General features: G+C 40.0%; 27 protein-coding genes. 15 read left to right on the plus strand and 12 right to left on the minus strand.

All coding sequences use genetic code 11. From position 1 onward, the window contains the following. Positions 1 to 48: 48 nt before the first annotated feature. Entirely contained in the window at positions 49 to 921 is an 873-nt protein-coding gene (locus B3394_RS10095; protein ID WP_286919517.1) for a helix-turn-helix domain-containing protein, read from the minus strand. A 103-nt stretch (positions 922 to 1,024) separates the two neighbouring features. On the opposite strand from B3394_RS10095, the gene B3394_RS10100 reads away from it, so the two are divergent. Both B3394_RS10100 and B3394_RS10105 read left to right on the plus strand, forming a co-directional pair. Further along, positions 1,025 to 1,384, plus strand: coding sequence for a DUF983 domain-containing protein (locus tag B3394_RS10100; protein WP_286919552.1), 360 nt, complete (start codon positions 1,025 to 1,027; stop codon positions 1,382 to 1,384). Between the two features lie 43 nt (positions 1,385 to 1,427). Next, positions 1,428 to 2,507 (plus strand): WD40/YVTN/BNR-like repeat-containing protein, encoded by a 1,080-nt coding sequence (locus tag B3394_RS10105; RefSeq protein WP_286919553.1) that lies wholly within the window; start codon positions 1,428 to 1,430, stop codon positions 2,505 to 2,507. A 25-nt stretch (positions 2,508 to 2,532) separates the two neighbouring features. Here B3394_RS10105 and B3394_RS10110 read toward each other — a convergent pair whose 3' ends face one another. The 3 genes from B3394_RS10110 to B3394_RS10120 form a co-directional block, all read right to left on the minus strand. Continuing rightward, positions 2,533 to 2,976: a sensor of ECF-type sigma factor gene (locus tag B3394_RS10110; protein ID WP_177733293.1), complete on the minus strand. Its 444-nt coding sequence runs from the start codon at positions 2,974 to 2,976 to the stop codon at positions 2,533 to 2,535. A gap of 4 nt (positions 2,977 to 2,980) precedes the next feature. After that, entirely contained in the window at positions 2,981 to 3,394 is a 414-nt protein-coding gene (locus tag B3394_RS10115; RefSeq protein ID WP_177733295.1) for a hypothetical protein, read from the minus strand. 98 nt (positions 3,395 to 3,492) lie between these two features. Continuing rightward, positions 3,493 to 4,035, minus strand: a complete 543-nt coding sequence (locus B3394_RS10120; protein ID WP_177733297.1) for an RNA polymerase sigma factor — start codon at positions 4,033 to 4,035, stop codon at positions 3,493 to 3,495. A gap of 189 nt (positions 4,036 to 4,224) precedes the next feature. On the opposite strand from B3394_RS10120, the gene B3394_RS10125 reads away from it, so the two are divergent. Further along, positions 4,225 to 4,896: an HAD family hydrolase gene (locus tag B3394_RS10125; RefSeq protein WP_286919592.1), complete on the plus strand. Its 672-nt coding sequence runs from the start codon at positions 4,225 to 4,227 to the stop codon at positions 4,894 to 4,896. 34 nt (positions 4,897 to 4,930) lie between these two features. Here B3394_RS10125 and B3394_RS10130 read toward each other — a convergent pair whose 3' ends face one another. Together B3394_RS10130 and B3394_RS10135 are read right to left on the minus strand one after the other, a co-directional pair. Further along, positions 4,931 to 6,217 (minus strand): cryptochrome/photolyase family protein, encoded by a 1,287-nt coding sequence (locus B3394_RS10130; RefSeq protein WP_286919646.1) that lies wholly within the window; start codon positions 6,215 to 6,217, stop codon positions 4,931 to 4,933. Between the two features lie 10 nt (positions 6,218 to 6,227). Next, complete coding sequence (locus B3394_RS10135; protein WP_273246083.1) at positions 6,228 to 6,716, minus strand: SRPBCC family protein; 489 nt, start codon at positions 6,714 to 6,716, stop codon at positions 6,228 to 6,230. 134 nt (positions 6,717 to 6,850) lie between these two features. On the opposite strand from B3394_RS10135, the gene B3394_RS10140 reads away from it, so the two are divergent. The 6 genes from B3394_RS10140 to B3394_RS10165 all read left to right on the plus strand — a co-directional run bounded on the left by B3394_RS10140 (position 6,851) and on the right by B3394_RS10165 (position 12,583). Continuing rightward, positions 6,851 to 7,696 (plus strand): DUF2911 domain-containing protein, encoded by an 846-nt coding sequence (locus B3394_RS10140; RefSeq protein ID WP_177733304.1) that lies wholly within the window; start codon positions 6,851 to 6,853, stop codon positions 7,694 to 7,696. Between the two features lie 164 nt (positions 7,697 to 7,860). Further along, positions 7,861 to 8,427: an RNA polymerase sigma factor gene (locus B3394_RS10145; protein ID WP_273246084.1), complete on the plus strand. Its 567-nt coding sequence runs from the start codon at positions 7,861 to 7,863 to the stop codon at positions 8,425 to 8,427. Beyond that, entirely contained in the window at positions 8,424 to 8,966 is a 543-nt protein-coding gene (locus tag B3394_RS10150) for an anti-sigma factor (RefSeq protein ID WP_177733308.1), read from the plus strand. The genes B3394_RS10145 and B3394_RS10150 overlap by 4 nt, the downstream gene beginning before the upstream one ends. Continuing rightward, positions 8,947 to 10,005: a hypothetical protein gene (locus B3394_RS10155; protein ID WP_286919670.1), complete on the plus strand. Its 1,059-nt coding sequence runs from the start codon at positions 8,947 to 8,949 to the stop codon at positions 10,003 to 10,005. The genes B3394_RS10150 and B3394_RS10155 overlap by 20 nt, the downstream gene beginning before the upstream one ends. Before the next feature lie 84 nt (positions 10,006 to 10,089). Continuing rightward, positions 10,090 to 10,218, plus strand: a complete 129-nt coding sequence (locus B3394_RS10160) for a hypothetical protein (protein ID WP_286919691.1) — start codon at positions 10,090 to 10,092, stop codon at positions 10,216 to 10,218. A 22-nt stretch (positions 10,219 to 10,240) separates the two neighbouring features. Then, the gene (locus B3394_RS10165; protein WP_286919701.1) at positions 10,241 to 12,583 is read left to right on the plus strand and encodes an outer membrane beta-barrel family protein; all 2,343 of its coding nucleotides are present in this window, start codon (positions 10,241 to 10,243) and stop codon (positions 12,581 to 12,583) included. A gap of 41 nt (positions 12,584 to 12,624) precedes the next feature. Here the strand turns inward: B3394_RS10165 and B3394_RS10170 are convergent, their stop codons facing one another. Genes B3394_RS10170 through B3394_RS10180 form a run of 3 tightly spaced genes read right to left on the minus strand, consistent with a single transcriptional unit; the run spans position 12,625 to position 14,379 of the window. Then, the gene (locus B3394_RS10170; RefSeq protein WP_286919705.1) at positions 12,625 to 13,593 is read right to left on the minus strand and encodes a hypothetical protein; all 969 of its coding nucleotides are present in this window, start codon (positions 13,591 to 13,593) and stop codon (positions 12,625 to 12,627) included. Between the two features lie 3 nt (positions 13,594 to 13,596). Beyond that, positions 13,597 to 13,911, minus strand: a complete 315-nt coding sequence (locus B3394_RS10175) for a DUF3817 domain-containing protein (RefSeq protein ID WP_286919723.1) — start codon at positions 13,909 to 13,911, stop codon at positions 13,597 to 13,599. A gap of 3 nt (positions 13,912 to 13,914) precedes the next feature. After that, entirely contained in the window at positions 13,915 to 14,379 is a 465-nt protein-coding gene (locus B3394_RS10180; RefSeq protein WP_286919726.1) for a hypothetical protein, read from the minus strand. A gap of 164 nt (positions 14,380 to 14,543) precedes the next feature. Here B3394_RS10180 and B3394_RS10185 point away from each other — a divergent pair, with 164 nt between their 5' ends. Continuing rightward, positions 14,544 to 15,845: an Ig-like domain-containing protein gene (locus B3394_RS10185; RefSeq protein ID WP_286919767.1), complete on the plus strand. Its 1,302-nt coding sequence runs from the start codon at positions 14,544 to 14,546 to the stop codon at positions 15,843 to 15,845. Positions 15,846 to 15,854: 9 nt separating this feature from the next. Next, a complete protein-coding gene (locus B3394_RS10190; protein ID WP_286919781.1) occupies positions 15,855 to 16,697 on the plus strand; it encodes a polysaccharide deacetylase family protein in 843 nt (280 codons plus the stop codon). On the opposite strand, the gene B3394_RS10195 is transcribed toward B3394_RS10190, so the two are convergent. After that, on the minus strand, positions 16,698 to 17,300 hold the full coding sequence (locus B3394_RS10195) for a TetR/AcrR family transcriptional regulator (RefSeq protein ID WP_177733324.1): 603 nt from the start codon (positions 17,298 to 17,300) through the stop codon (positions 16,698 to 16,700). A 310-nt stretch (positions 17,301 to 17,610) separates the two neighbouring features. After that, positions 17,611 to 17,805, minus strand: a complete 195-nt coding sequence (locus B3394_RS10200) for a cold-shock protein (RefSeq protein WP_177733326.1) — start codon at positions 17,803 to 17,805, stop codon at positions 17,611 to 17,613. A gap of 229 nt (positions 17,806 to 18,034) precedes the next feature. On the opposite strand from B3394_RS10200, the gene B3394_RS10205 reads away from it, so the two are divergent. Beyond that, positions 18,035 to 18,757, plus strand: coding sequence for a pseudouridine synthase (locus tag B3394_RS10205; RefSeq protein WP_286919806.1), 723 nt, complete (start codon positions 18,035 to 18,037; stop codon positions 18,755 to 18,757). A 52-nt stretch (positions 18,758 to 18,809) separates the two neighbouring features. Here the strand turns inward: B3394_RS10205 and B3394_RS10210 are convergent, their stop codons facing one another. After that, complete coding sequence (locus tag B3394_RS10210; protein WP_177733329.1) at positions 18,810 to 18,950, minus strand: hypothetical protein; 141 nt, start codon at positions 18,948 to 18,950, stop codon at positions 18,810 to 18,812. A 190-nt stretch (positions 18,951 to 19,140) separates the two neighbouring features. On the opposite strand from B3394_RS10210, the gene B3394_RS10215 reads away from it, so the two are divergent. The 3 genes from B3394_RS10215 to B3394_RS10225 all read left to right on the plus strand — a co-directional run bounded on the left by B3394_RS10215 (position 19,141) and on the right by B3394_RS10225 (position 21,827). Further along, positions 19,141 to 19,683 carry a helix-turn-helix domain-containing protein gene (locus tag B3394_RS10215; RefSeq protein ID WP_286919808.1) on the plus strand — a complete coding sequence of 181 codons (543 nt, stop codon included), beginning with the start codon at positions 19,141 to 19,143 and terminating at the stop codon, positions 19,681 to 19,683. Positions 19,684 to 19,771: 88 nt separating this feature from the next. Beyond that, positions 19,772 to 20,710, plus strand: a complete 939-nt coding sequence (locus B3394_RS10220; protein WP_286919814.1) for a hypothetical protein — start codon at positions 19,772 to 19,774, stop codon at positions 20,708 to 20,710. 301 nt (positions 20,711 to 21,011) lie between these two features. Further along, on the plus strand, positions 21,012 to 21,827 hold the full coding sequence (locus B3394_RS10225) for an alpha/beta hydrolase (RefSeq protein ID WP_414654267.1): 816 nt from the start codon (positions 21,012 to 21,014) through the stop codon (positions 21,825 to 21,827). Positions 21,828 to 21,988 lie beyond the last annotated feature (161 nt).

Below are 21,988 nucleotides of genomic sequence, written 5' to 3' on the forward strand. Positions count from 1 at the left end.
TGTGTAAAAATCAGCTTGCAAAGATAAGCAAATTATTGTCTTGATTGCCTATCTGTATTTGTTAATAAACGCCGAAGGTGTTTCCCCGCATTTTTTCTTGAAAAGTTTAGAGAAATAGGCATAGTCGTCATAGCCCAATTGGAGGGCAACTTCGGCAAAATTATTCTTGAAACGGATCAGTTCCCTTTTGGCTTCCAGAAAAACACGGTCCAGTATCACATCGGAAGTGGTTTTGCCAACCATGGACTGGGTAATACGGTTAAGGTGCTTGGGACTCACATTTAGCCAGTCGGCATATTGCGAGGGCGATTTTTCGGTTTTATAATGCTTTTCAATTAATTGTTCCAGTTCCTGGAAACGGATGGCATACGCATTCTGGGTTATTATTTTAGGAGTGTTTTTTTCAATATAAAGCCGCGTACTTTCAATGTAAAGCCGGTCGATACTGTTAAGGATTATTTGGTTTTTTAAAAAGTGATCTGCGTGGTTTTCGGTATAAATATCCCGGAACAGCGCTGTGAAACCGGAACAGTTTTTTTCATCCAATTCCAGATAAGGCGAGTTTTGAACACTATAGAAAAAAGGAAAATGCGTAACCCTGTTGCGGGTAAAGTGCAAATCGTAAAAAGCCTGGGTGTGAAAGAAGATATAACCGCTAATGTCTTCGGAAAGTTCCCAGTGATGGGTTTGTCCGGGATTCAGAAAAAACAAACTGCCTCTCTTTACTGCATAAGTCGTGAAATCGATCTCGTGAATTCCTGTTCCCTGCGTGAATAGTACAGCAAGATAGAAATTGTGTTTATGGGGTTTGTGAATGTTCCGGTGGTTGGTAATGATGTGATTTTCAATAGTATTCACGTAAAACTCTTTCCGGTTTCCGGTGGCATCGAATTGCCTGATATCGAGAATAGCCGTTTGCATGGGGTAAGGGAGGGTTGCTTTTGTGTCCGAAAAGTACAAAATATAGTGTAATTAGTCTATAGCTAAAACGGGAATTCTTGTGAAATTTGTATAAAAAAAGAATATGTCAGTTTTAAAGAATATTATTACCGAGAAATGTCCTAAATGCGGAGAGGGAAAAGTTTTTGAGAAAAAGGGAAACATACTGCTTTTTCAAATGCCGAAGATGAACAAACGCTGTTCGCATTGCGACCATCAGTTTGAAAAAGAACCGGGTTACTTCTTTGGTTCCATGTTTGTGAGCTATGCAGTAGCCGTAGCAGAAATGGTTATTTTCTTCCTGATCATTCAGTTTTTCGTACACAGTTTTGTCACGATCGTGGTTTTAATTGCCATCATGTCTGTATTGCTGAGCACGTTCAATTTCAGGCTGTCCCGAATGTTGTGGATGCACCTTTTGGACGGTAAAAATAAAAGACTGTAATCGCAGCATTGTTTTTGTAAATTAGCCTTTTAAAATTTTATAAATGAAAAAAGGCTTTTTGCTTGCCATTATCTGTATTTGCTTTTCGTGTAAACTGAAAACAAAATCCGAAAATCCGGAAACGACCACCACCACACCCAGGTCCGGCTTTACAAAAGTTATTGCGGACACCTTACTGACGGAGAAAATCAGTATCCGGGCAATTGCTGCAGACAGCAACCGGATCTGGTATGCCGGAAACAATGGGAAGTATGGTTATGTTACGCTGGATAAAAGCAAAACGTTTACCGGTCATGTGACCAAAGACGATTTAAAGTTAGAATTCAGAAGTATTGCCCAGACAAAAGAGCATGTTTTTATACTGAGTATCGGTAACCCCGGTTTGCTGTACCGGATTTCAAAAGACGGGAAACATACGGCTTTAGTGTATGCCGAAAAAGGAGAAAAAGTGTTTTACGACAGCATGCAGTTTTGGAATGATAAGGAAGGAATTGCTGTGGGCGATCCGGTCGAAAATTGTTTTTCCCTGATCATAACCCGGGATGGCGGAGAAAGCTGGACCAAAATAAACTGCGGTGCTTTACCGGAAATCGCTGCCGGTGAAGCTTTTTTTGCAGCCAGTAATACCAATATTATTATAAAAGGCACACATACCTGGATTGTTTCCGGTGGGAAAAAATCAAACGTTTTTTATTCACCAGACAAAGGAATGACCTGGAAAACGTATGCAACGCCAATAGTTCAGGGCGAAGCGATGACCGGAATATTTTCGGCTGCTTTTTATGATGAAATGACCGGATTTGCAGTGGGCGGGAACTATGAAAAACCGGAACAGAATTTTGGTAACAAAATCAGTACTGCCGATGGCGGTAAAACATGGAAACGCATCGCGGAGCATGAAGGATTCGGGTATGGTTCCTGTGTACAGTTTTTTCCGGACAGTAAAGGACAGGAATTGCTGACAGTAGGAGCTTCGGGAGTTTTCTACTCAGCTGACCAGGGAACGAGCTGGCGTAAAATTGCAGACTACAAAGATTTGTTTACCCTGCGTTTTTTGGACTCCAAAACGGCTGTAGCTGCCGGAAATAATAAGATAATACGATTTCGATTTCAATTTCAATAAAAAAAGGAGCATTTAGCTCCTTTTTTTATTTTCGGTCCCTCATCTGTCGCAACAGCTTTCGGTTAAAATCGTCTTCTGCTTTTTTGAATTTTAAGATCTTGGTAGGACTTAAAACCGTTTTTAAATCGGCTATCAGTTTCAGCCTCAGGTTAAACAGTTCCTCTTCCGTATTTTCAATCTGGTTTAGAAAAGCAAGTGCTTCTTTTTCGGTCATTTTATCAATGGCATCATCCTTCATATTGTTCTGGAAACCGCGCATTTTTTTATGTCTCAGTTCAAACTGCCTTTCGTCAAAAGTATTGTAAATAGGCCAGAATTTAGTGGCTTCTTCGGTTGTTAGTCCTACTTCTGTCGTGATAAAAGCAACTTTAAGCTGTTTTATCTGCTCTCTTTTTTCTTTGAAATCCTGTCCGAAACCGGTGATGGAAATCAGTAAAAGTATAAACGGTAAGATTCGTTTTGCAATCATGGTATTATTCGTTTAAATAAAGGTCTAAATTGTTGTTATCGGATAAATAGGACTCTACGGCATCGTCGCTTAAAACGATGGATTTTTCAAGTTCTTTAATATCTTTTTCATCAAGATGCTGGATAATGTCGAAAGAATTCACATTGGCCTGCAGGTAGGATTCCACCACGGCATCGTCTAAATTTCCGGTAGACGGTGTGCCGGCAAAATAATAAACAGACAATCCGGATACCAATAGTAGGGAAGCGGCTATGCCCGACATCCAGACTACTTTTCGCTGGGGCAATGCGATGACCTTACCACTTTCTGGTACCGGTAGTTTCGCCATTATCTCCGCAGCGGATTTTTCAAAATAAGCATCCGGAGTTTTAAAACCGGAGGTTATTTTCGGATCGTTATGTAAATCAAACTTTTTCATTATTCTCAGTTTTCGTGCTTCATAAACGGTATTTATATAGTAAAACACCGCTATTTCATATTCATGTTATCTATTTGACAAGGTTCCGAAAAAAAGGTTTAATCGGAATTTAAATATTCTTCAATTTTTTTAACAGCATGATGATACGACGCTTTTAAGGCGCCTACGGAGGTTCCTAAAATTTCCGACATATCTTCATATTTCAGTTCTTCAAAATATTTCATTTTAAAAACCAGCTGTTGTTTTTCCGGTAAGGTAGCCACAGCTTTCTGTAATTTCAGCTGGATGACATCGCCGTCATAATCCACATCGGCTTCCAGGTTATTCACGGCTTTCGATTGCAGCTCTTCGCTGGAAACACCGGCTTTCCGGGCTCTCTGATGGATAAATGTAATGGCTTCATTCGTAGCAATACGGTAAATCCAGGAAAACAATTTGCTTTCGCCTTTAAAACCATTCAGATTATTAAATACTTTGATAAAAGTGTTTTGTAAAACATCGTCGGTATCGTCGTGATTGATAACGATGTTCCGGATATGATTGTATAGCGGACGCTGGTATTCGGATAGCAGCTTTCGAAACGCTTCATTCTGCGTTTTCGGATTCAATAATTCGCTGATAAATGTTTTTTCGTCCTGCAAAAGCCATGCTGTTTGTGAATTAGACTAAAGGTAAAGGAAAAAGTTTAATTAAAAATTCATTTTCAGCCGAAAATCATTTGGAAGTGTTATTATTCAGCCGGATAGAACCGTTATAAAAACGGATTGTTCGCTTCCGCTTTGGAAAAATAAAACAATAAGCCGTACTTTTGCACAAACAACGACAACACAATGATTAAAACAGTGATTTTTGATATGGACGGCGTAATCGTAGATACGGAACCGGTTCATAAATATGCTTACTACAAACATTTTTCAGAATTGGGAATCGCAGTCTCAGAAGAAATGTATGCCACTTTTACCGGGAATTCCACCCGTAATGTTTTCCAGAAATTAAAAGATGCTTTCGGTTTGCCGCACGATGTGGAAGAACTGATCCTTCGGAAACGTTTTTTATTCAACGATGCTTTCGATACTAAGGAAGATTTAGAACTGATTGAAGGAGTGCGTAAATTAATCGTGGATCTTCATGGAAACGGGATGCAGCTTATTTTGGCATCTTCTGCTTCCAAAGGTACTATTGAAAGGGTTTTTAACCGTTTTGAACTGCATCCGTATTTTACACATACGGTGAGCGGAGAGGATTTTCCGAAATCGAAACCGCATCCGGCCATTTTTCTGCATGCCGCTTCGTTATCGGCGGCGCCAAAAGAAAACTGTATCGTTATTGAAGACAGTACCAATGGGGTAAGAGCTTCCAAAGCGGCAGATATTTTCTGTCTGGCCTATAACAGTGCCAATTCCAAACTTCAGGATTTAACAGAAGCCGATTTTGAAATCAACCATTTTGATGAGATCAATTTTGAAACGGTGAAAGGGATAAAAAACAGAATCGTTTTATAGAATAACAGGTATTGAGCCGTGGACTAATGTAAAATTATCCCACGGCTTTTTTATAGACACTAAGGCATTTTTCCCGTGCCTCTTTATGATCGACTATCGGTTTGGGATAAAGGGAGGTTTCCAGCTCCGGGATCCATTTTTTTATGTATTTCAAATCCGGATCAAATTTTTTGATCTGTTCGGTGGGATTGAAGATCCTGAAATACGGAGCGGCATCAACACCGGAGCCCGCTGCCCATTGCCAGTTGCCGACATTGCTGGATTGTTCGTAGTCCAGTAAATGCTGTGCAAAATAGGTTTCGCCCCATTTCCAGTCTATCAGCAGGTGTTTGCATAAAAAACTGGCAACAATCATGCGTACGCGGTTGTGCATGTGGCCGGTGGCATTCAGTTCCCGCATTCCGGCATCAACAAAAGGATAACCGGTTTTTCCCTCACACCATTTTTGAAACAGAACTTCATTGTTTTCCCAAACAACAGCATCGTATTTTTCCCGGAAACTACGGTTTACTGTATGTGGAAAATGCCACAGGATCTGCATGAAAAATTCACGCCAGATCAGCTCGTTTAAAAAAGTTTCATAACGGCTTTCGGATGCTTTTTGAACCATTTTCCGGATGCTTACCGCTCCAAAACGCAGATAGGTTCCCAGCATTGACGTTCCTGAAACAGCAGGAAAGTTGCGGGTGGCTTCGTAATGGTCAATTAATTTTTCGGAAATATCAAAAGGGCTTACCGTAATAGCCGATTTTTTAAATCCAATGTCCTCCAGGCTTAAAAACGGATAGGCGTGGGTGCTAATGTTGTCCAGATAGTCTTCAGAAGGATACCGGGACAATTGAATGCCGCGGAATTTTTCTTTCCATTTTTTGGAATAGGGAGTGTACACCACATAAGGCGTTCTGTCGTCTTTAACCACATCATTTTTTTCAAAAATAACCTGGTCTTTACTGGTTTTAAAAGCAATATGATGTTCTTTTAGCAGGCTATAGATTTCCATATCCCTTTTTCGTGCCAGCGGCTCATAATCATGATTGGTATAGACGGTGCTGATGTTATGACTGGCAATAAGTGTTTGAAAAACCGCCTGCGGCTTTCCGTGAAATACGGCAAGGGATTTTCCTTTCTTTAAGAGCTGTTCCTGGATTTTAGACAAAAGGGTGTGTATAAAAGTTACGCGGGCATCGTCTTCCGGCAGCTGGGTAAGGATATCAGGATCAAAAATAAAAACAGGGAGTACCTGTTCCCCGCTGTTGAGTGCGTGGAACAAACCGATATTGTCTTCCAGTCGTAAATCTCTTCTGAACCAAAAAATAGTCATATATAATTTGTTATAACCTTGATGTTTTAATATTCGGATCGTATTCCCCGAAGCGCTTGATTAATGCGGCTTTCCGGTAATCGAAAATAGCTTTCAGCCTGGGTTTTACGATAAGCGGATGAAACGATTCGCCTAAAACACCAAAAGGAACCTGATAATGTACTACGTCTTCCATTTCAACGCCGCCTTCAATGGCTTTGAAAAAATGTTTGTGGTGCCAAAACTTATAAGGACCAAACCGCTGTTCGTCCACAAAGAAGCTTTTTTCCTGAACATGTGTGATTTCGGTAACCCATTGCATCGTTATTAAGGGAAAAGGAGAAATCCGGTAATGGATGATCTGTCCGGCAAACATTTTTTGCTTATCACCGGATAGGGTCCGGAATTTCATGTTATCCGGTGTAATCACATTCAGATTGCCCGGATCTGAAAAGAAATCCCAGGCTTCATCCACTGTAATGGGAAGCTTTTGTTTGGTATGTAAGGTATAAAGTCTCATACTTTTTTGGTAAAAGTACAACTGTTTAATTTTTTTATGAAATCGTTAAACAGCATTTTTTTCTTTTAAATTAAAATTAACATTTTAAGTGTTAATTTTTAGTAAATTCGTTCGCTAATAAACAGACAATAGTTATGAGAAAAATTTTTATAACTGCAGCATTTTTTATGGCAACTTTAGCCATTGAAGCGCAGGTAAAAGCACCACAAGCGAGTCCAAAAGCAGAATTGGAACAAGTAGTTGGTTTGACCCAGGTGGAGTTGGATTATTCCCGTCCAAGTTCAAAAGGGAGAGCAGTATTTGGAGAATTGGTTCCTTACGGAAAAATATGGAGAACCGGAGCAAACGCGAATACGACAATCTCTTTTAGTGATGATGTTGTAATTGACGGTAAAACGTTGAAAAAAGGAAAATATGCCCTTTATACACTGCCAAAAGCAGATTCATGGGATGTGATTTTTTACACTTCAACAGATAACTGGGGGAATCCTGAAAAATGGGATGAGTCTAAAGTAGCGTTGCGTACAACGGTAAAACCGGAAACGTTAGGCCGAAAAGTAGAAACTTTTACTATTGCGGTAAACAACCTGGATAACGACTATGCTAACCTTGAAATTTCATGGGAAAAAACATTGGTAGCCGTTAAGTTTGAAGTGCCTACACAAAAAATAGCCGCTAAGAGCATCGAAAATGTTTTAGCAGGTCCAACAGAGAATGATTATTTCTCAGCAGCTCAGTACTATTATCAATCCAATGGTGATATGAACAAAGCTTTAGGATGGGTTAACAAAGCTATTGAAATGAAAAAAGAACCACCTTTCTGGTATTTGCGTTTGAAATCATTGGTTCAGGCGAAACTGGGCGATAAAAAAGGCGCTATTGATACAGCAAAATTATCGTTGGCAGGTGCTGAAAAAGAAAACAATGGTGACTATGTTAAGATGAACAAGGATTCTATCCTGGAATGGTCTAAAAAATAAGTATTGTTATCACGATATGATGAAAGCCGGCTTAGTGCCGGCTTTTTTTATGCGCTATAATTTGAGGAGATAGTGGTATCTTTTTAATATTGATACTATTTTGCATATTATTTTCTGAAAAGTGTAACATTTCAAAAAAAGTACTGTCTTTATATAAAAACCTGATGCTTTCATTGGAAACGAAACCAAACGATATCGACAATTTAATTATACGCTGCCAGAACGGAAGCCGGGGTGCCCAATTTGAAATTTACAATCGGTTTTATAAAGCGATGTACAATACGGCCTATCGTATTGTGAAGGATGAGCATTGGGCGGAAGACATTATGCAGGAATCGTTTCTGAGTGCCTTCCTGAATATGGACGCATATAAAAAGGAAGTTTCTTTTGGAGCCTGGCTTAAAAAGATTGTCGTGAACAAGAGTATCGACAATTACAAAAAGAGGCATAAAATGGCAACGGAAGCATTGCATCCGGTGTTGAATAAAGTAGAAGACATTCCGGACGATAACACGCAAATGGATTACAGCAGCCTGAAAGCACAACAGGTTATGAAAACGATTCAGTCACTGCAGGACAATTACAGGATCGCTTTAACGCTGTTTCTGATAGAAGGATATGATCAGGAAGAAATCAGCCAGATCATGGGAATAACAGAAATGAACTGCCGGACAATGATTAGCAGGGCAAAAGATAAATTACGAATAAAACTAAATGAAGCCGTAAGATGAAAGAGGAAAAAGACAACTTAACAACGCTGTTTAACCGGTTGGAAAAAGACTGGGATTTTGAAGAACCGGAATCAGGACACCAGGAGCGTTTTTTTGATAAGATACAACAGAAAAAGAAAACCAGATATTGGATGCCGGTAACTGTAGCGGCTTCCGTTATCCTGTGTATAGGGTCTTATTTTATGTATTACCAGCACCAGACTCCGGCAGCAAAAGAATGGGCAGATACTTCTCCGAAAGTACAGGAAATACATTTCTATTTTACAGCGATCATTGACAATGAATTGGAAAAAGTAACGGAACGCGATACACCCGAAAACAAAAAAATCATAGCAGATGCGATTATACAGATGCAAAAACTGGATAGCGATTATGAAAAAATTAAGCTCGAGCTTCTTCATAATGGTGAAAACAAGCAGCTGATTTTTGCAATGCTCACCAATCTGAAAACAAGAATATCCTTTTTGGAAGATGTATTGCATCAAATAGACAATAATAATAAACTAAATAAGAAATCACATGAAAACAATATGCTCTAAAATAATGCTGTTTCTTTTAATAGTACCGTCTTTCCTTATTGCAGGTAATGGCAATCCGGGTAAATACAGCAAAGAAAAAAAGATTGAAAAAACATATTTAGTAAACCCGGATGCCCATCTGGAAGTCAGCAACAGCTTTGGAAACATTTATGTGACAACCTGGAATGAGGCTAAAACGGCCATTGAAGTATTCATTAAGGTTAGTGGCAACAACGAAGCGGCCGTTAACAAAAGAATTGAGGCAATCCGTATTGATCTGGAAGCTTTGAAAAACAGGATAACGGCCACAACGGTTCTGGATAAAATGGGTGAAAGCAAATCCAATTTGAGTATCGAAATCAATTATACGATTAAAATTCCCAAAAACGGAAGCGTAAAACTGGCAAACAAATTTGGCAATATTACAGTCGATAAACTGCTGGCAGAAGCAAATATCAACTGCCGTTACGGTAAGCTTACGGCTAATGAACTGCTTGGCAGCCGCAACACTATCGAGATAAGCTATTCCAGTGCTTCAACTATCGGTTACCTGAAAGAAGGTGTGCTGACAGCCAATTATTCGGATTTTACACTGAATAAATCCGATAAATTAAACCTGGTGAACAACTATACACAGGCAAAAATAAAAGAGGTCAATGTACTGGATTTTAAATCAAAGTACGGCGGGCTTACTATTGGCAGTGCCGACCTGGTTAAAGGGGATGGCGATTACACAACAATGGTTTTCGGACAGCTCTCAAAAGATATCGCGCTTACGTCCGATTACGGGCAGATAACGATTAATGGGATAGAAGCAAAAGCGAATAATGTGAGCATAATTTCCAGATATACCGGAATTACAATCGGTCATGCCGATAACTATCCTTTTAATTATAATTTTGAACTTACGTATGCCAACTTAACGGACAATTCCGGTCTGGATGCCAACAAAACAACGGTTAAAAATACGACTACCTATACCGGATTTTACAAGAAAAGCGGTGCCAACACGATGACGATTAAATCTACTTACGGCAACGTAAAAATCATGAAAATGTAAGCGTAAATTACGACAGTCTTAAACAGGCCAACCCTTCGTTGTTAACCCTGATAGTTTCCTGTTTTTTAAGAACATCCGTTCCGGATGCGGGAAACTATTGCCGGTGCCGAAACAACAGGACTACACCATGTACCCTCTTTTGATAAAGAACGGGACAGGAAGACTATTGCCGTAAAACAACTAAAAAGCTGTTTCGAAGCGGAACAGCCGTAACCTCAAAAAATCAAAACAAAATATGCGTCTACTTTTTATTGTAATAGCCCTTGTTGCTGTTTGGAGTAGGGCACAAGCCCAATATACGGTTTCCGGAAGAATTGCCGGTTCAGTCGATCTGGCGGAAATTCTGCTGCAAACAAACGACAGCCTGATCGTAAAAAAAGAATTCTCCGATGAAAAAGGCAATTTTAAAATAATAGCAGCTGAAGGCAATTATACGCTTAAAATTAACCGGCTTGGCAAAACGGTTTACCACAGCCCACTGCAGCTGGACAAGAATATCGATTTAGGCGACCTGAAAATTGGAAATACAGAAGTATTACAGGAGGTGGTCATCGAAAAGAAGAAAAAACTCATCGAACGGAAAGTGGACCGGCTGGTTTTTAATGTCGAAAACAGCGTTGCTTCCCAGGGAATGGATGCCACACAGGCTTTGAGCAATACCCCGATGGTAAAAGTAGATGCGAATAACGGGATTTCGATTGTCGGGAAAAGCGGTGTTTCGGTTATGGTCAACGACCGGATGCTTAACCTTTCGGGAAGTGAACTGGTCAATTACCTGCAAGCATTCCGTTCAGACAATATTGCCAAAATAGAAGTGATCACAACGCCTCCGGCAAAATATGAAGCCCAGGGAAATAGCGGAATCATTAATATTATCCTTAAAAAGAATCCGGTTTTGGAATGGAGCGGAAATGTATCGTCCACCTATGTGCGCAAAACGTTCAACGGTTATATAAACATTGCAGCCTTGAATTACCAGTCGGAGCGATTTAGTACTTCCTTAAAGCTGCGGCATTACGACCGTAAAAAGAAATCGGTAGAACGAACCAGTGTTCAGGGCGATAATTCGGTTTACAGTACGGATGTCCGGGAAGATATGAATAAGGGAATAGGTGGGAACCTGAGTCTGGATTATACGCTGTCTGAAAAATCTAAAATAGGCGCTATTTATGATTTTAATATGGGGAAACTCAATATGGATATTCATAATGCATCCATTTATAAAACCGGAAGCGTGACAGATTCACTGCTGACAACCAATTCGCAACACCGCTATAATGTTCCGTCGCATACGCTGAGTGTATTTTATGAACAAAAACTGGATACTTTAGGCAAAAAGCTAAACATTACCGGGAATTATTTTTCCAATATTCCGGATAACAAAATAAACTTCCGGACACTGAATACGCAAACGGAGCAAAGCACAACTGTTCGCAATTACAGCGTCATTGATTATGCCATCTGGTCCGGTCAGGCCGATCTGGTATTGCCATACGACTGGGTCAATCTGGAAACCGGAACAAAATATACACTATTCCGGAATGCTTCCGATATTCAGTATTTCAACTTTTTACAGCATGAATATGTACTGGACCCGAACAACAGTAACTTGTTTCGTTACAACGAGCAAAATCTGGCAGGCTATCTCAGTATGCATAAAAACTTCAGTGAGCAGTGGTCGGCAAAAGCGGGGCTGCGTTATGAATATTCCATTATTGAAGGCTTGACGCCGGCAACAGGAGAGAAGACAACAAAACATTACGGGAAATGGTTTCCGTCGCTATATGTGGTTTACAAACCCACTAATAATCACGCACTTTCGGTTAACTATTCCAGACGGATCAACAGGCCGTTTTTCAGAGCATTGAACCCATACCGCTGGTATTCCAATACCTATACTTATGCAGAAGGAAATCCGTTGTTGCAGCCGTCCTATAACGACAATATAGAATTGGGGTATTCGTTTAAAAATAAACTATCGTTTACGCTTTACCAGCAATTCAGTGACGATAATTACGGACAGGTAGTAAACTTTAATGACGGCTATAAAATTGTAGGCTACCAGAATTATTTCCGCGAAAGCAAAACCGGGTTAACGGTGAATTATGTTGATACGTTTTTCAGCCTCTGGGAAAGTTCCGTAAATCTGAATACCTATCATACCCAAACGAAAGGGCTATATGCTGACATTGTGGGGCAGCAGTCGTTTTCCTTTTACTATACGACCAATAATACGATAACGTTAAATAAGGACAAAACCATGTTCCTGTTGCTTAATTTCTGGCAGGCATTACCGTACACCTATGGAAATTCCTATATAAAAGGTTCCTATGAGTTTTCTCCGGGTTTAAAAATGGCGCTATTGGATAAAAAGTTACAGGTTAATGCCGTTATAAACGATGTATTCCGTTCCGACAGAGGCAGAGGAAATACCACCTATACAACCATCAGCACAACATACGATAACTATTATGACGGGCGGACACTAACGCTGAGTGCTACCTACAACTTTGGTAACAACAAAGTAAAAGGCGCTACAAGCAACATTAAGTTTGACGAAAAAAACAGGGCAAATTAACAATAAGAGTTTTCAATCATCAATCAAATCAAAACCTGTTTTTAATTATTTAGGCTTTTAATGTAGTTTTTCACGAGTGTCAGCCCTGCGGTATCGGTAACGGTGGTTCCTAATTTAGGCATGTGGAAATCCCCTTTGGTTTCCATACGGTAAATAATATTGAGTTTGTTTATGGCAATACCGCTTTTCCCGAAAGGAACCGCATAGTCCAGTTTTAGTGTCTGATTACCGGCCATTCCACCCGGATTGTGGCAGTGGGCACAATTGAGGTCCATATACGCCCGGGCACGTTGTTCCAACGGAATGCCGGTATCGTTATAATTGGGTAATGCGGTAATTTTTGGGGAAGCAGTGGTATTGTTTAGCAAACCTTTGGCCTGCAGTACATCCAGTTGGTTGTGCTGTTTTCCATCCAGCATTACCATCCGGTTGAGGTTGCGCATTTTCGGACCGATTGGCAGTAAAACATCGCCAGCACGATGGCAGGAAGTACAGGCTGTGGCCGACGGAATCTGGTAGTTAATCACTGTATTGTCAGCCAGAGTTACGGTTACGGTAGCACCTTGTGTAATCAGGAATGCTTCCGTTTGTTCGCGGTTCCATTGGTAGGTAACCGCATTCCATTTGGAATTTTTAAGCAGTAAAATACGGGTTTCGATCAGCTGTCTTTTGCTGTTGGCCAACGGGTAATAAAATGTTTTGGCAAGCAATGTCCCTTCCGGAAATAGAGGAAGTCCGTCGTCTTTAACAACTAGTTTTGTCCCTTTTGGGAGCCGTATAAGCCGTTGTTTTTCGGCATGATCGGTAAACAAGGTAGCCGAAAGTTCCAGTACTTCCACACCTTCATCCGGGGTTAAAAGCGACATCGGACCGGCAAACAGCCGTAAAGCCGACAGTTTTTTCGGGAAGGCATAGCTGTTTTGAATGGGGCGGGAGCCCCGTACACTAAAGTAGGTAACGGTAAGACTAAAAAGCAGCAATAACACGACAACCCATTTGGCATTTTTCATGGCTTAATCGGTATCTTTTATTTTGCGAAGCAGGGTATGGTCAATATAAAATGTGCCAAACGGAATAACACAGGCGAGTAAAACTTTCCAAGTAGTTTCCCGGAAGGTCCATTTTTGCTGGACGCCAACGCTTAAGGCATTGAACACAAAAAGAAGAAATAAAGCCCCGTGAATGGGACCTAAGGTTTTTGACAGTTCCGGATAGTTTAGAAAATATTTAAAAGGAACGGCGATAAAAACTAATGCCAAAAGACTCATGCCTTCCAGAAAAGCAATGATCCGTAAACGGCCGATAGCGGATTTGAAATAGTGCAGCATGATTTAAAAAGGTCTTAAAAGTGGTCGGTTGGCTAAAGGCGAAAAAGGCCATGGAATAGCAATGAAGATAATCACAAGGGCTATGAAAAACCAAACGAGCATCGTTTTGAATTTGTCCCGGTCTGCTGTTACTCTTTTTGCTTTGGCAGAACCGATGGAGATAAAAATGATGGCAAAAAACATCAGGACAATATGAATAGCACCAAAAAACAGTGCTTCGATGGTCAGCTTATCCGTTTTGTAGGTATCATAAAAATAGGTCACAAACGGACTTTGGGTATACAGCAGCATCCCGATTACCAACTGGATATGGGAAAGTGTTGCGGTCCAGTGCCGGATCGCATTGTCGGTTTTGGTGAACACCGTTTGTTTATAATAACCTGTAAACGATCTGAAAAGGGCGAGTAATAAGGCGAACAAAACCAGCCATCGGAACAGGGAATGAAATTGTAGTAATAAAGTATACATCACCGTTGTTTTTATATGGTGACAAATGTAAATAAAAAAACATACTAATTGGTATGTTTTTAAAAAAGATTCATTTTCAAATAATGGAATTCAGCGCAATTTGTTTGTGCTTAGTATAATTCCTGTTATATTTAGGAACCTTTTAAACAGCAATCAGCAACAGTATGGCAAAACAGAAATTAGCAGTATTTTTTTTCTTTTTATGGGCAGTAATGGCTGCACAGGATGATAAAACAACAATTATCGCCACGGATGTTACCAACTTCTGGAATGCCTACGATAAAATAACGGCAACAACAGACAGTGTCAAACAGTATGATATACTGCAAAAAATGTATTTTGATAAAGGAACCGAAGGTCTGAAAAACATAATGCAGGCAAGGCGTTATACTGCTAAAGACTATATAAAGGCAATAAACAATTATCCTGAGTTTTGGAAATCGATCCGGAAAAACACCCTTAAAACAAAAAAGCTGGCTTCGGAGATTGAGCATGACATCGCCAGGCTAAAAGCAGCTTATCCGGCTTTGCGCCCGGTTCCGGTCTATTTTACAATAGGAGCTTTCCGGACCAATGGTACAATTTTGGACAATACGGTATTGATTGGCAGTGAAATGGCCCTGGCAGATAAGGCTACCGTGATTAGTGAGCTGCCGGAAAACCTGCATTATTTTTATAAAACGTTTACTCCGATTAAAGAAATTGGTCTGTTGTGTACGCATGAGTATGTGCATACCCAGCAAAAAACACTAACGGGCAGCTTATTATACTATTGCCTGTATGAAGGTGTAGCGGAATTTGTTTCGACAAAAGTAACCGGAAAACCTGCTGCCATACCAGCCATCGCTTTTGGAAAAAAGCATGAAAAAGCGGTCCGGGAACAATTTGAAAAGGAGATGCAGGTAATGGACAACACTTATAACTGGATTTGGGGCATAAACCAAAACGACTTAAAAGAAAGGGATCTGGGTTATTATATCGGCTACGCGATATGCGAGCGCTATTATGAAATGGCGACAGACAAAAAACAGGCGCTTAAGGAAATGATAGAACTGGATTATACTCATGAGAAAGAAGTAGCTGCTTTTGTGGATAAAACAAAATTCTTTTCCCGCACTTTAGCGCAGATGGAAACGGATTATGACAACGCACGGCCGCAGGTTGTCAGCGTCACCCCGTTTTCAGACGGAAGTAAAAATGTAAGCCCCGGACCGGTTCGCATTACCCTTCACTTTTCGGAGGTTATGCATAAAAATTTCAGGGGATTCGATTTCGGCCCGTTGGGAGAAGAACATGTTTTGCGGGTGGCCAATGTTATCGGATTTTCGGAGGATGGAAAGTCATTTACCTTTGAAGCCGATCTAAAACCCGGGAAACACTATCAATCCTATGCAACCAGCCGTTTCAGAACAGTTGACGGTATTCGCTTAAAACCGTATCTGATAGACATACAGACCGCTGAATAAATTTGAGATATGAAGAAAAATATAGTCATTGCCTTTTTGTTGTTCATTCCGGTAGCCGCCTGCCTGGCACAATCCGGCATTTATACCAATACCGTTTTTCTCCGTCAATTGTATCAGGACAAGTCTTACCTGAGGGAAAAAGACAGTATCAGTACTGTTTTCCGTAATGCTTTACCCGGTCATTGGGGAGAATTTGTAAAAGGCGTAGACGAAGACCTGGTTACCCGGCAAAAAATACTGGCTTTAACCTTTGATGCCTGCGGCGGACCGCATGGCGATGATTTTGATAAAGAACTCATTGCCTTTTTAGAACGGGAAAAAATTCCGGCAACCTTATTTGTTTCCGGAAAATGGATCGATGCCAATCTGGAAACCCTGAAACAGCTAAGCAAAAATCCGCTTTTTGAAATTGAAAACCACGGACTGAATCATCGTCCCTGTTCGGTTGACGGGGAAAGTGAATATGGAATAAAGGGCACACCCGATGTTCCGGATGCTTTTGATGAAATAGAAGCAAATGCCCGAAAAATAAAAGCAATTACCGGAAGACGTCCTGTTTTTTACCGTTCGGCTACAGCCTATACCGACGAATCCTGTGCGAAAATTGCCCGTTGCCTTCATACGACCATCATCAGTTTTGATGTGCTTTCCGGTGATGCGATCCCTTTTTCGCCGGTAAAAACAATTGTCAATAATGTCCTGACTACCGTAAAACCGGGTGCCATTATCATCATGCATTTTAACCGCCCGAAATGGAATACGTATGAAGCGCTGAAAGTAATCGTGCCGGAACTCAAAAAACAAGGCTATTCTTTTGCACAGCTAAAAGACTATCCGCTCAAAGGACGATAATTAGTTTTGAATGGCTGGTTTCAGACTGTCTAAATAAGCTTTTAACTGGTCGAGGTAGCTGTTGTAATAACTTCTTCCGCCTATTTTTCCCAGGTTGCGGATACCGCCATAGCCCGAAATGATAAAAACGGCAACCTGTTCGGCATTGGTTTCCGGTTTAATAAGCTGCCTGCTTTTTGCTTTATCAATGCTGGTTACGATAGCCGCTTTCCAGTCGAACATTAAAAGGGAAAGTGCTTTGTTGAATGTCTCGCTTAACGGGGCAATTTCTTCAATCAGGTTAATGGCAGGACAGCCGTATTTCACATCAAAAAAAGTAGTATCCTGAAGCAGATTCGTCATCATCAAATAGATCTCGTCCATTGGATGTTCTGCTTCAATGAGCGGCCTGATCATAATGGTATGCATTTCCGGACGCATGTGTTCCCGGATCAGTGCCAGTGCCATTTCTTCTTTGCTTTTAAAATGATAATAAAAAGCCCCTTTGGTGACCTGTGTTGTAGCCAGTATCTCATCAATACTGGTTGCCTGATAACCTTGCCGGTAAATCAGATCAAACGATTTCTGAAGAATGGTCATTCGGGTATTCGCAGCTTTCGACATAAGATACTGATTGGTATGATTTGACGAAGGTAGTATAAAATTACCGGGGACTCAAAAAAAACCGGCAGTATTCATAAACGCTGTCCGGCGGATTATTTCCAGAAAGGTTTTGTCTTCAGGTGTTTGGTATCCCAGTTTTTTTCATTGCGGAAATAATGCTGCAAAGCGATACAGACTTCCGGATGACCGGTAATATAAGCAAAGGGCAAAAAGCAAGGGGCAAAGGGCAAAGGGCAAGCCGGAGCTATATACTAATAAAAAAACCTCATCGCTTGTATGAGGTTTTTTTGTACTGGTGTCCTTTATAAATCTAGTTAATTAGTTTTACATTAGTTGCCGTTGGTCCTTTTTTACCGGTTTCGACTGTGAAGGATACTTTGTCATCTTCTTTAATACGGTCAATTAACCCTGTAGAGTGTACAAAGCATTCTTTATTTTCATCATCGTGTTTGATGAAACCATACCCTTTTTCTTCATTGAAAAATTTTACTGTACCTGTAATCATTGTGCTGTTTTTTAAAAATTATAATGGTAAATCTAAATATAAAAATTAACAAATTGTTACGTATAATTACGGAATTCGACAAAAATCAGAATTTATTTTTTTAGAGCTATTTGGGCATATAATTGGGTGGGACTGTCATTTAGGAATGATTAGTGTATTTTAATTCATCATGGCTTTTGGGAGGCATTCTGAAAAAAACGCTTACTTTTGAACGGTTTTTTATACGATTATGTTAGAGATTATTTACCAGGACGATTATTTAGTGGCAATCAACAAACCGCACGGGCTTTTGGTGCACCAGTCTCCTATTGCAAGGGATGCTTCCGAATTTGCGATTCAGCTGCTGCGGGATCAGATCGGCAAAAAAGTATATCCTGTTCACAGGATTGACCGTAAAACGTCCGGGATATTGCTTTTTGCACTGGATAAGGGAGTAAATAAAAGTCTGACGGAACAGTTAACCTTAAAAACCGTTGAAAAAAAATACTGGGCCATCGTGAGAGGGTTTACTCCGGAGGAATTGCACATCGACTATCCGTTATATAAAGACAACGGTGTGCTACAGGAAGCACAGACTACCATCAAAACGCTGGCACAAACAGTATTGCCCATTCCGTCCGGAAAACACGATACTTCCCGGTATTCCTTTATAGAGGCTTCCCCGTTAACCGGAAGAATGCACCAGATCCGCAAACACCTGGCGCATGTTTTACACCCGATTATCGGCGACCGTCCTCACGGCTGTAACAAGCAAAACAAGATATGGCTTGAAAAATTTGAAATGAATACGATGCTGTTGCATGCTCAAAAACTGGTTTTTACACATCCTGTTACAACTAAAGAAGTGGTGCTTACCGCCCGTCCGCATAAAGAGTTTCTAAGATCGGCCGGTATACTGGGTTTTGAAATGGATAAAACCGGTGGGGTTACTGCTGCAGTATCAGAAAATTAATTGCAATTACGCAAAGTTTTCACAACTTTGCGTAGCAGATTACTTAAACCTTTTAATCTTTAGGTTTATGTTTATGAGGTTTTAAAGTAGGATGCTTTGGCTTGTTGTCCGGTGTAACACGCTGTCTTTTATCATCCTTTCCTTCCTCTGTTTTTCTTTTTGGTCCGGGTTTAATTGCTTGGATTGTTTCCATGATACTTGTTTTTATGTACTATTAATATTATTACGCAATGCCAAATAACAGCAAATAAATCGCTGTGTAATTACGGAAAACCATAATTCAATCCTCTCAAACAAACCTGTGGATTCTCAATATTTTATTTAGTTTTGCTAAGCAACACTACAAGTAGCGGAAAGTTTATAAAAACCGATCTCTATAAAAAATGAAGAATAGGATTAAAATTTTGAGAGAAGAGAAAAATATGACTCAAAATGAACTTGCCGAAAAGTCAGGGCTTTCCCTGCGAACCATCCAGCGGATTGAAGCCGGGAATGCTCTCAAAGGGTTTACCTTAAAAGCAATAGCCCGATCATTGGAAACCGAACCCGAAAAGCTGCTTGCCGGTAGCGATGAAAATACCGGAATTGACAGGGCAAAATTAATTAACCTTTCGGCTTTATCGGGTCTTGTACTGCCATTTGGCGGGGTGATATTGCCTTTGATTTTAACCTACAAAACAAAGGACGCAAAAAATAAAGAACTGGGAAAAAATATCGTCAGTATTCAGATCCTGCTGAGCCTGATTACGTCTGTCCTGATGATCGTAAGTCCGTTTGTTCAAAAAGCATTAGGACTAAAATTCCCGCTGTTTATCCTCTTTTTAATTGCATTTCTTTGTCTGAAACTATGGGTAGTCATCAAAAACGGCATCAGTCTGAATCAAAAAAGTAATTTGTGTATCCGGTTGAAAAACAGTTTTTTATAAATGATGTCATAAAGATGTCGTAAAAATGACGTAATGTTTTTACCGTAAAACTGAATGGTAATGCTGAATCTTGCAAAAAAATAGTAGCATGAAAACATTCAGAAAAATAGCATTGGCTATCGTTATCATTATCGTATTATCCCTATCAGGAGGGTATCTTTATTTTGAAAAAAAGTTTGCATCGCCTGAAAATTACCTGAGTGTTTCCGGGTTTACAAAAAACGTGACAATACGGTGGGTTGCTGCCGACGGGAACCCTTATGCTGCCGTGCTGTTACCCGTTCAGCTCACCGGGATGGACCAGACATTTTATATGCAATTGGATTCGGGTTCCCCAACGACGGTGTTTTATAAAAAAGCATTGGCATCTTTACCGGCAAAATTCCGGAATCAGCTTCAGGGACATAACAACCCGAACGAAATTTCAACAGGTTTTAACATTGGGAACATGCAGGTGACTTCGGATCGTTTTACAGTATTGGATTATGGTAATAAGATTGATATTGAGCATCCGGATGCCGGTAATATCATCGGAACCATCGGAACCGATTTGTTAGAAAAACGGACAATTGTACTGGATTTTAAAAACAGTTTATGTTCCTTAACAACAGACATCCGGGATGGTGAATTTACCGGACTGGAATTTAAAAAACGCAGGATTATATTTCCGGCGACAATCGGAAATGAAAGCCTGAAATTGCTTTACGATTCGGGAACCAGCGGCTATGAGCTGATTACGAATAAAAAGGAATGGGAAAGCTATAAAACGCCGAATGGAAAAATAAAGACAGAAAAAGGCAATTCCTGGGGGAATATACTAACCGTTAGATCCGCTCCTGCAGCTCTCAAAATAAAAATAGGGAACCGGGAGCTGAAGCTTTCCGAAGTGACCTATATAGAAGGAACATCGGCAATGCAGAACTTTTTAATGAAAAGATCCGGAATGCAGGGAATGACCGGGAATAAACTTTTTATAAACCACAAACTGATTTTAGACTGTAAAAACAAAAAATTTAAAGTGGAATAACGGTTTGAGTTGTATTTTGTAAAAACAAGTCAGGAATCAAAAGGATATATTCAGTGCTTTTCTTTAGATTTGTTTTATAGCCGGTTTAAAGGCAGCATCCTAAAAAACAAACAAGTACTGCTCTCAAAAAAGGAGTGTAAAAAAAAAGAATATTATGCGATTTTTCTTAGTATTGCAGGAATAATAGCGAATATATTTTTTTTCTGTTATGAAAGGAAAAAATACCTGAGAAAGAAAAAACCACTGGCAATTAGTTTTTTTAGGCATAGTAAAATTAAAAACCACGATAAACAATAAAAATATGAATATGAAAATTTTATATGGCATTTTGCTGATATGCACTGTACTGACAGGTTGTGGCAATGTTTCACAACAGGATCCTGTTCCGGCTCACGATAGTTTTACGATGCCTTCTAAACAAGTTGGCGAAACAAGAACGATTAATGTCTGGACGCCGGCAACCTATAAGACCGATACGATTTCATTGCCGGTTATGTATATGGCAGATGGTGGTTTAAAGGAAGATTTTCCGCATATAGCCAATACCATTGCGGCACTCGTAGCAGCTAAGGCTATTCCGCCGGTAATTCTGGTAGGGATTGAAAATACGCAGCGGGCAAGAGATCTGACCGGGCCAACCGAAGTAGCAAAAGATAAAGAAATAGCCCCGGTTGTAGGCGGTTCAGAAAAATTCAGAGCCTTTATAAATGATGAATTGTTTCCGGAAATAGACAAACGCTATCGGACTTCCGGTAAAAAAGGAATACTTGGCGAGTCGGCATCAGGACTTTTTGTAGTGGAGACATTTTTTCTGAAACCCGAAATGTTTGACTATTATATCGCCTTTGACCCGTCATTGTGGTGGAACAATCATGCTTTGGTAAGGACTTCAAAAGAACATTTGGCTAAGTTCCCGCCAACGGCAAAAAGATTTTGGTTTGCCGGTTCGGATGCCGCGGATATTGCCCCTTATACAAAGGAATTGTCGGATATTTTAAAAAGTGAAAATCCTGCCGGTATAAAATGGAACTATGCAGACGAACCAACAGAAACACACAAAACAATTTTCAGGGCAACAAAAGAAAAAGCGATAAAATGGACGTTGGGCAACAATTAAAAAGCATAATAACAGAATCAGCATTACGTTTTAATACGCTAAAATAGTTTGTCAGATATCAGAATTTGTGTTTTTATTTTAAAAGCGAAACCTTTTAGTTATTATTCTTTCGGAACCCTAAAAAAAGTTTGTTCGTTTTATGCTAAAGAGTAACTTTAGCA

Origin of the sequence: Flavobacterium sp. UBA4197 (assembly GCF_002379575.1) — a bacterium.
GTDB lineage: Bacteria > Bacteroidota > Bacteroidia > Flavobacteriales > Flavobacteriaceae > Flavobacterium > Flavobacterium inviolabile.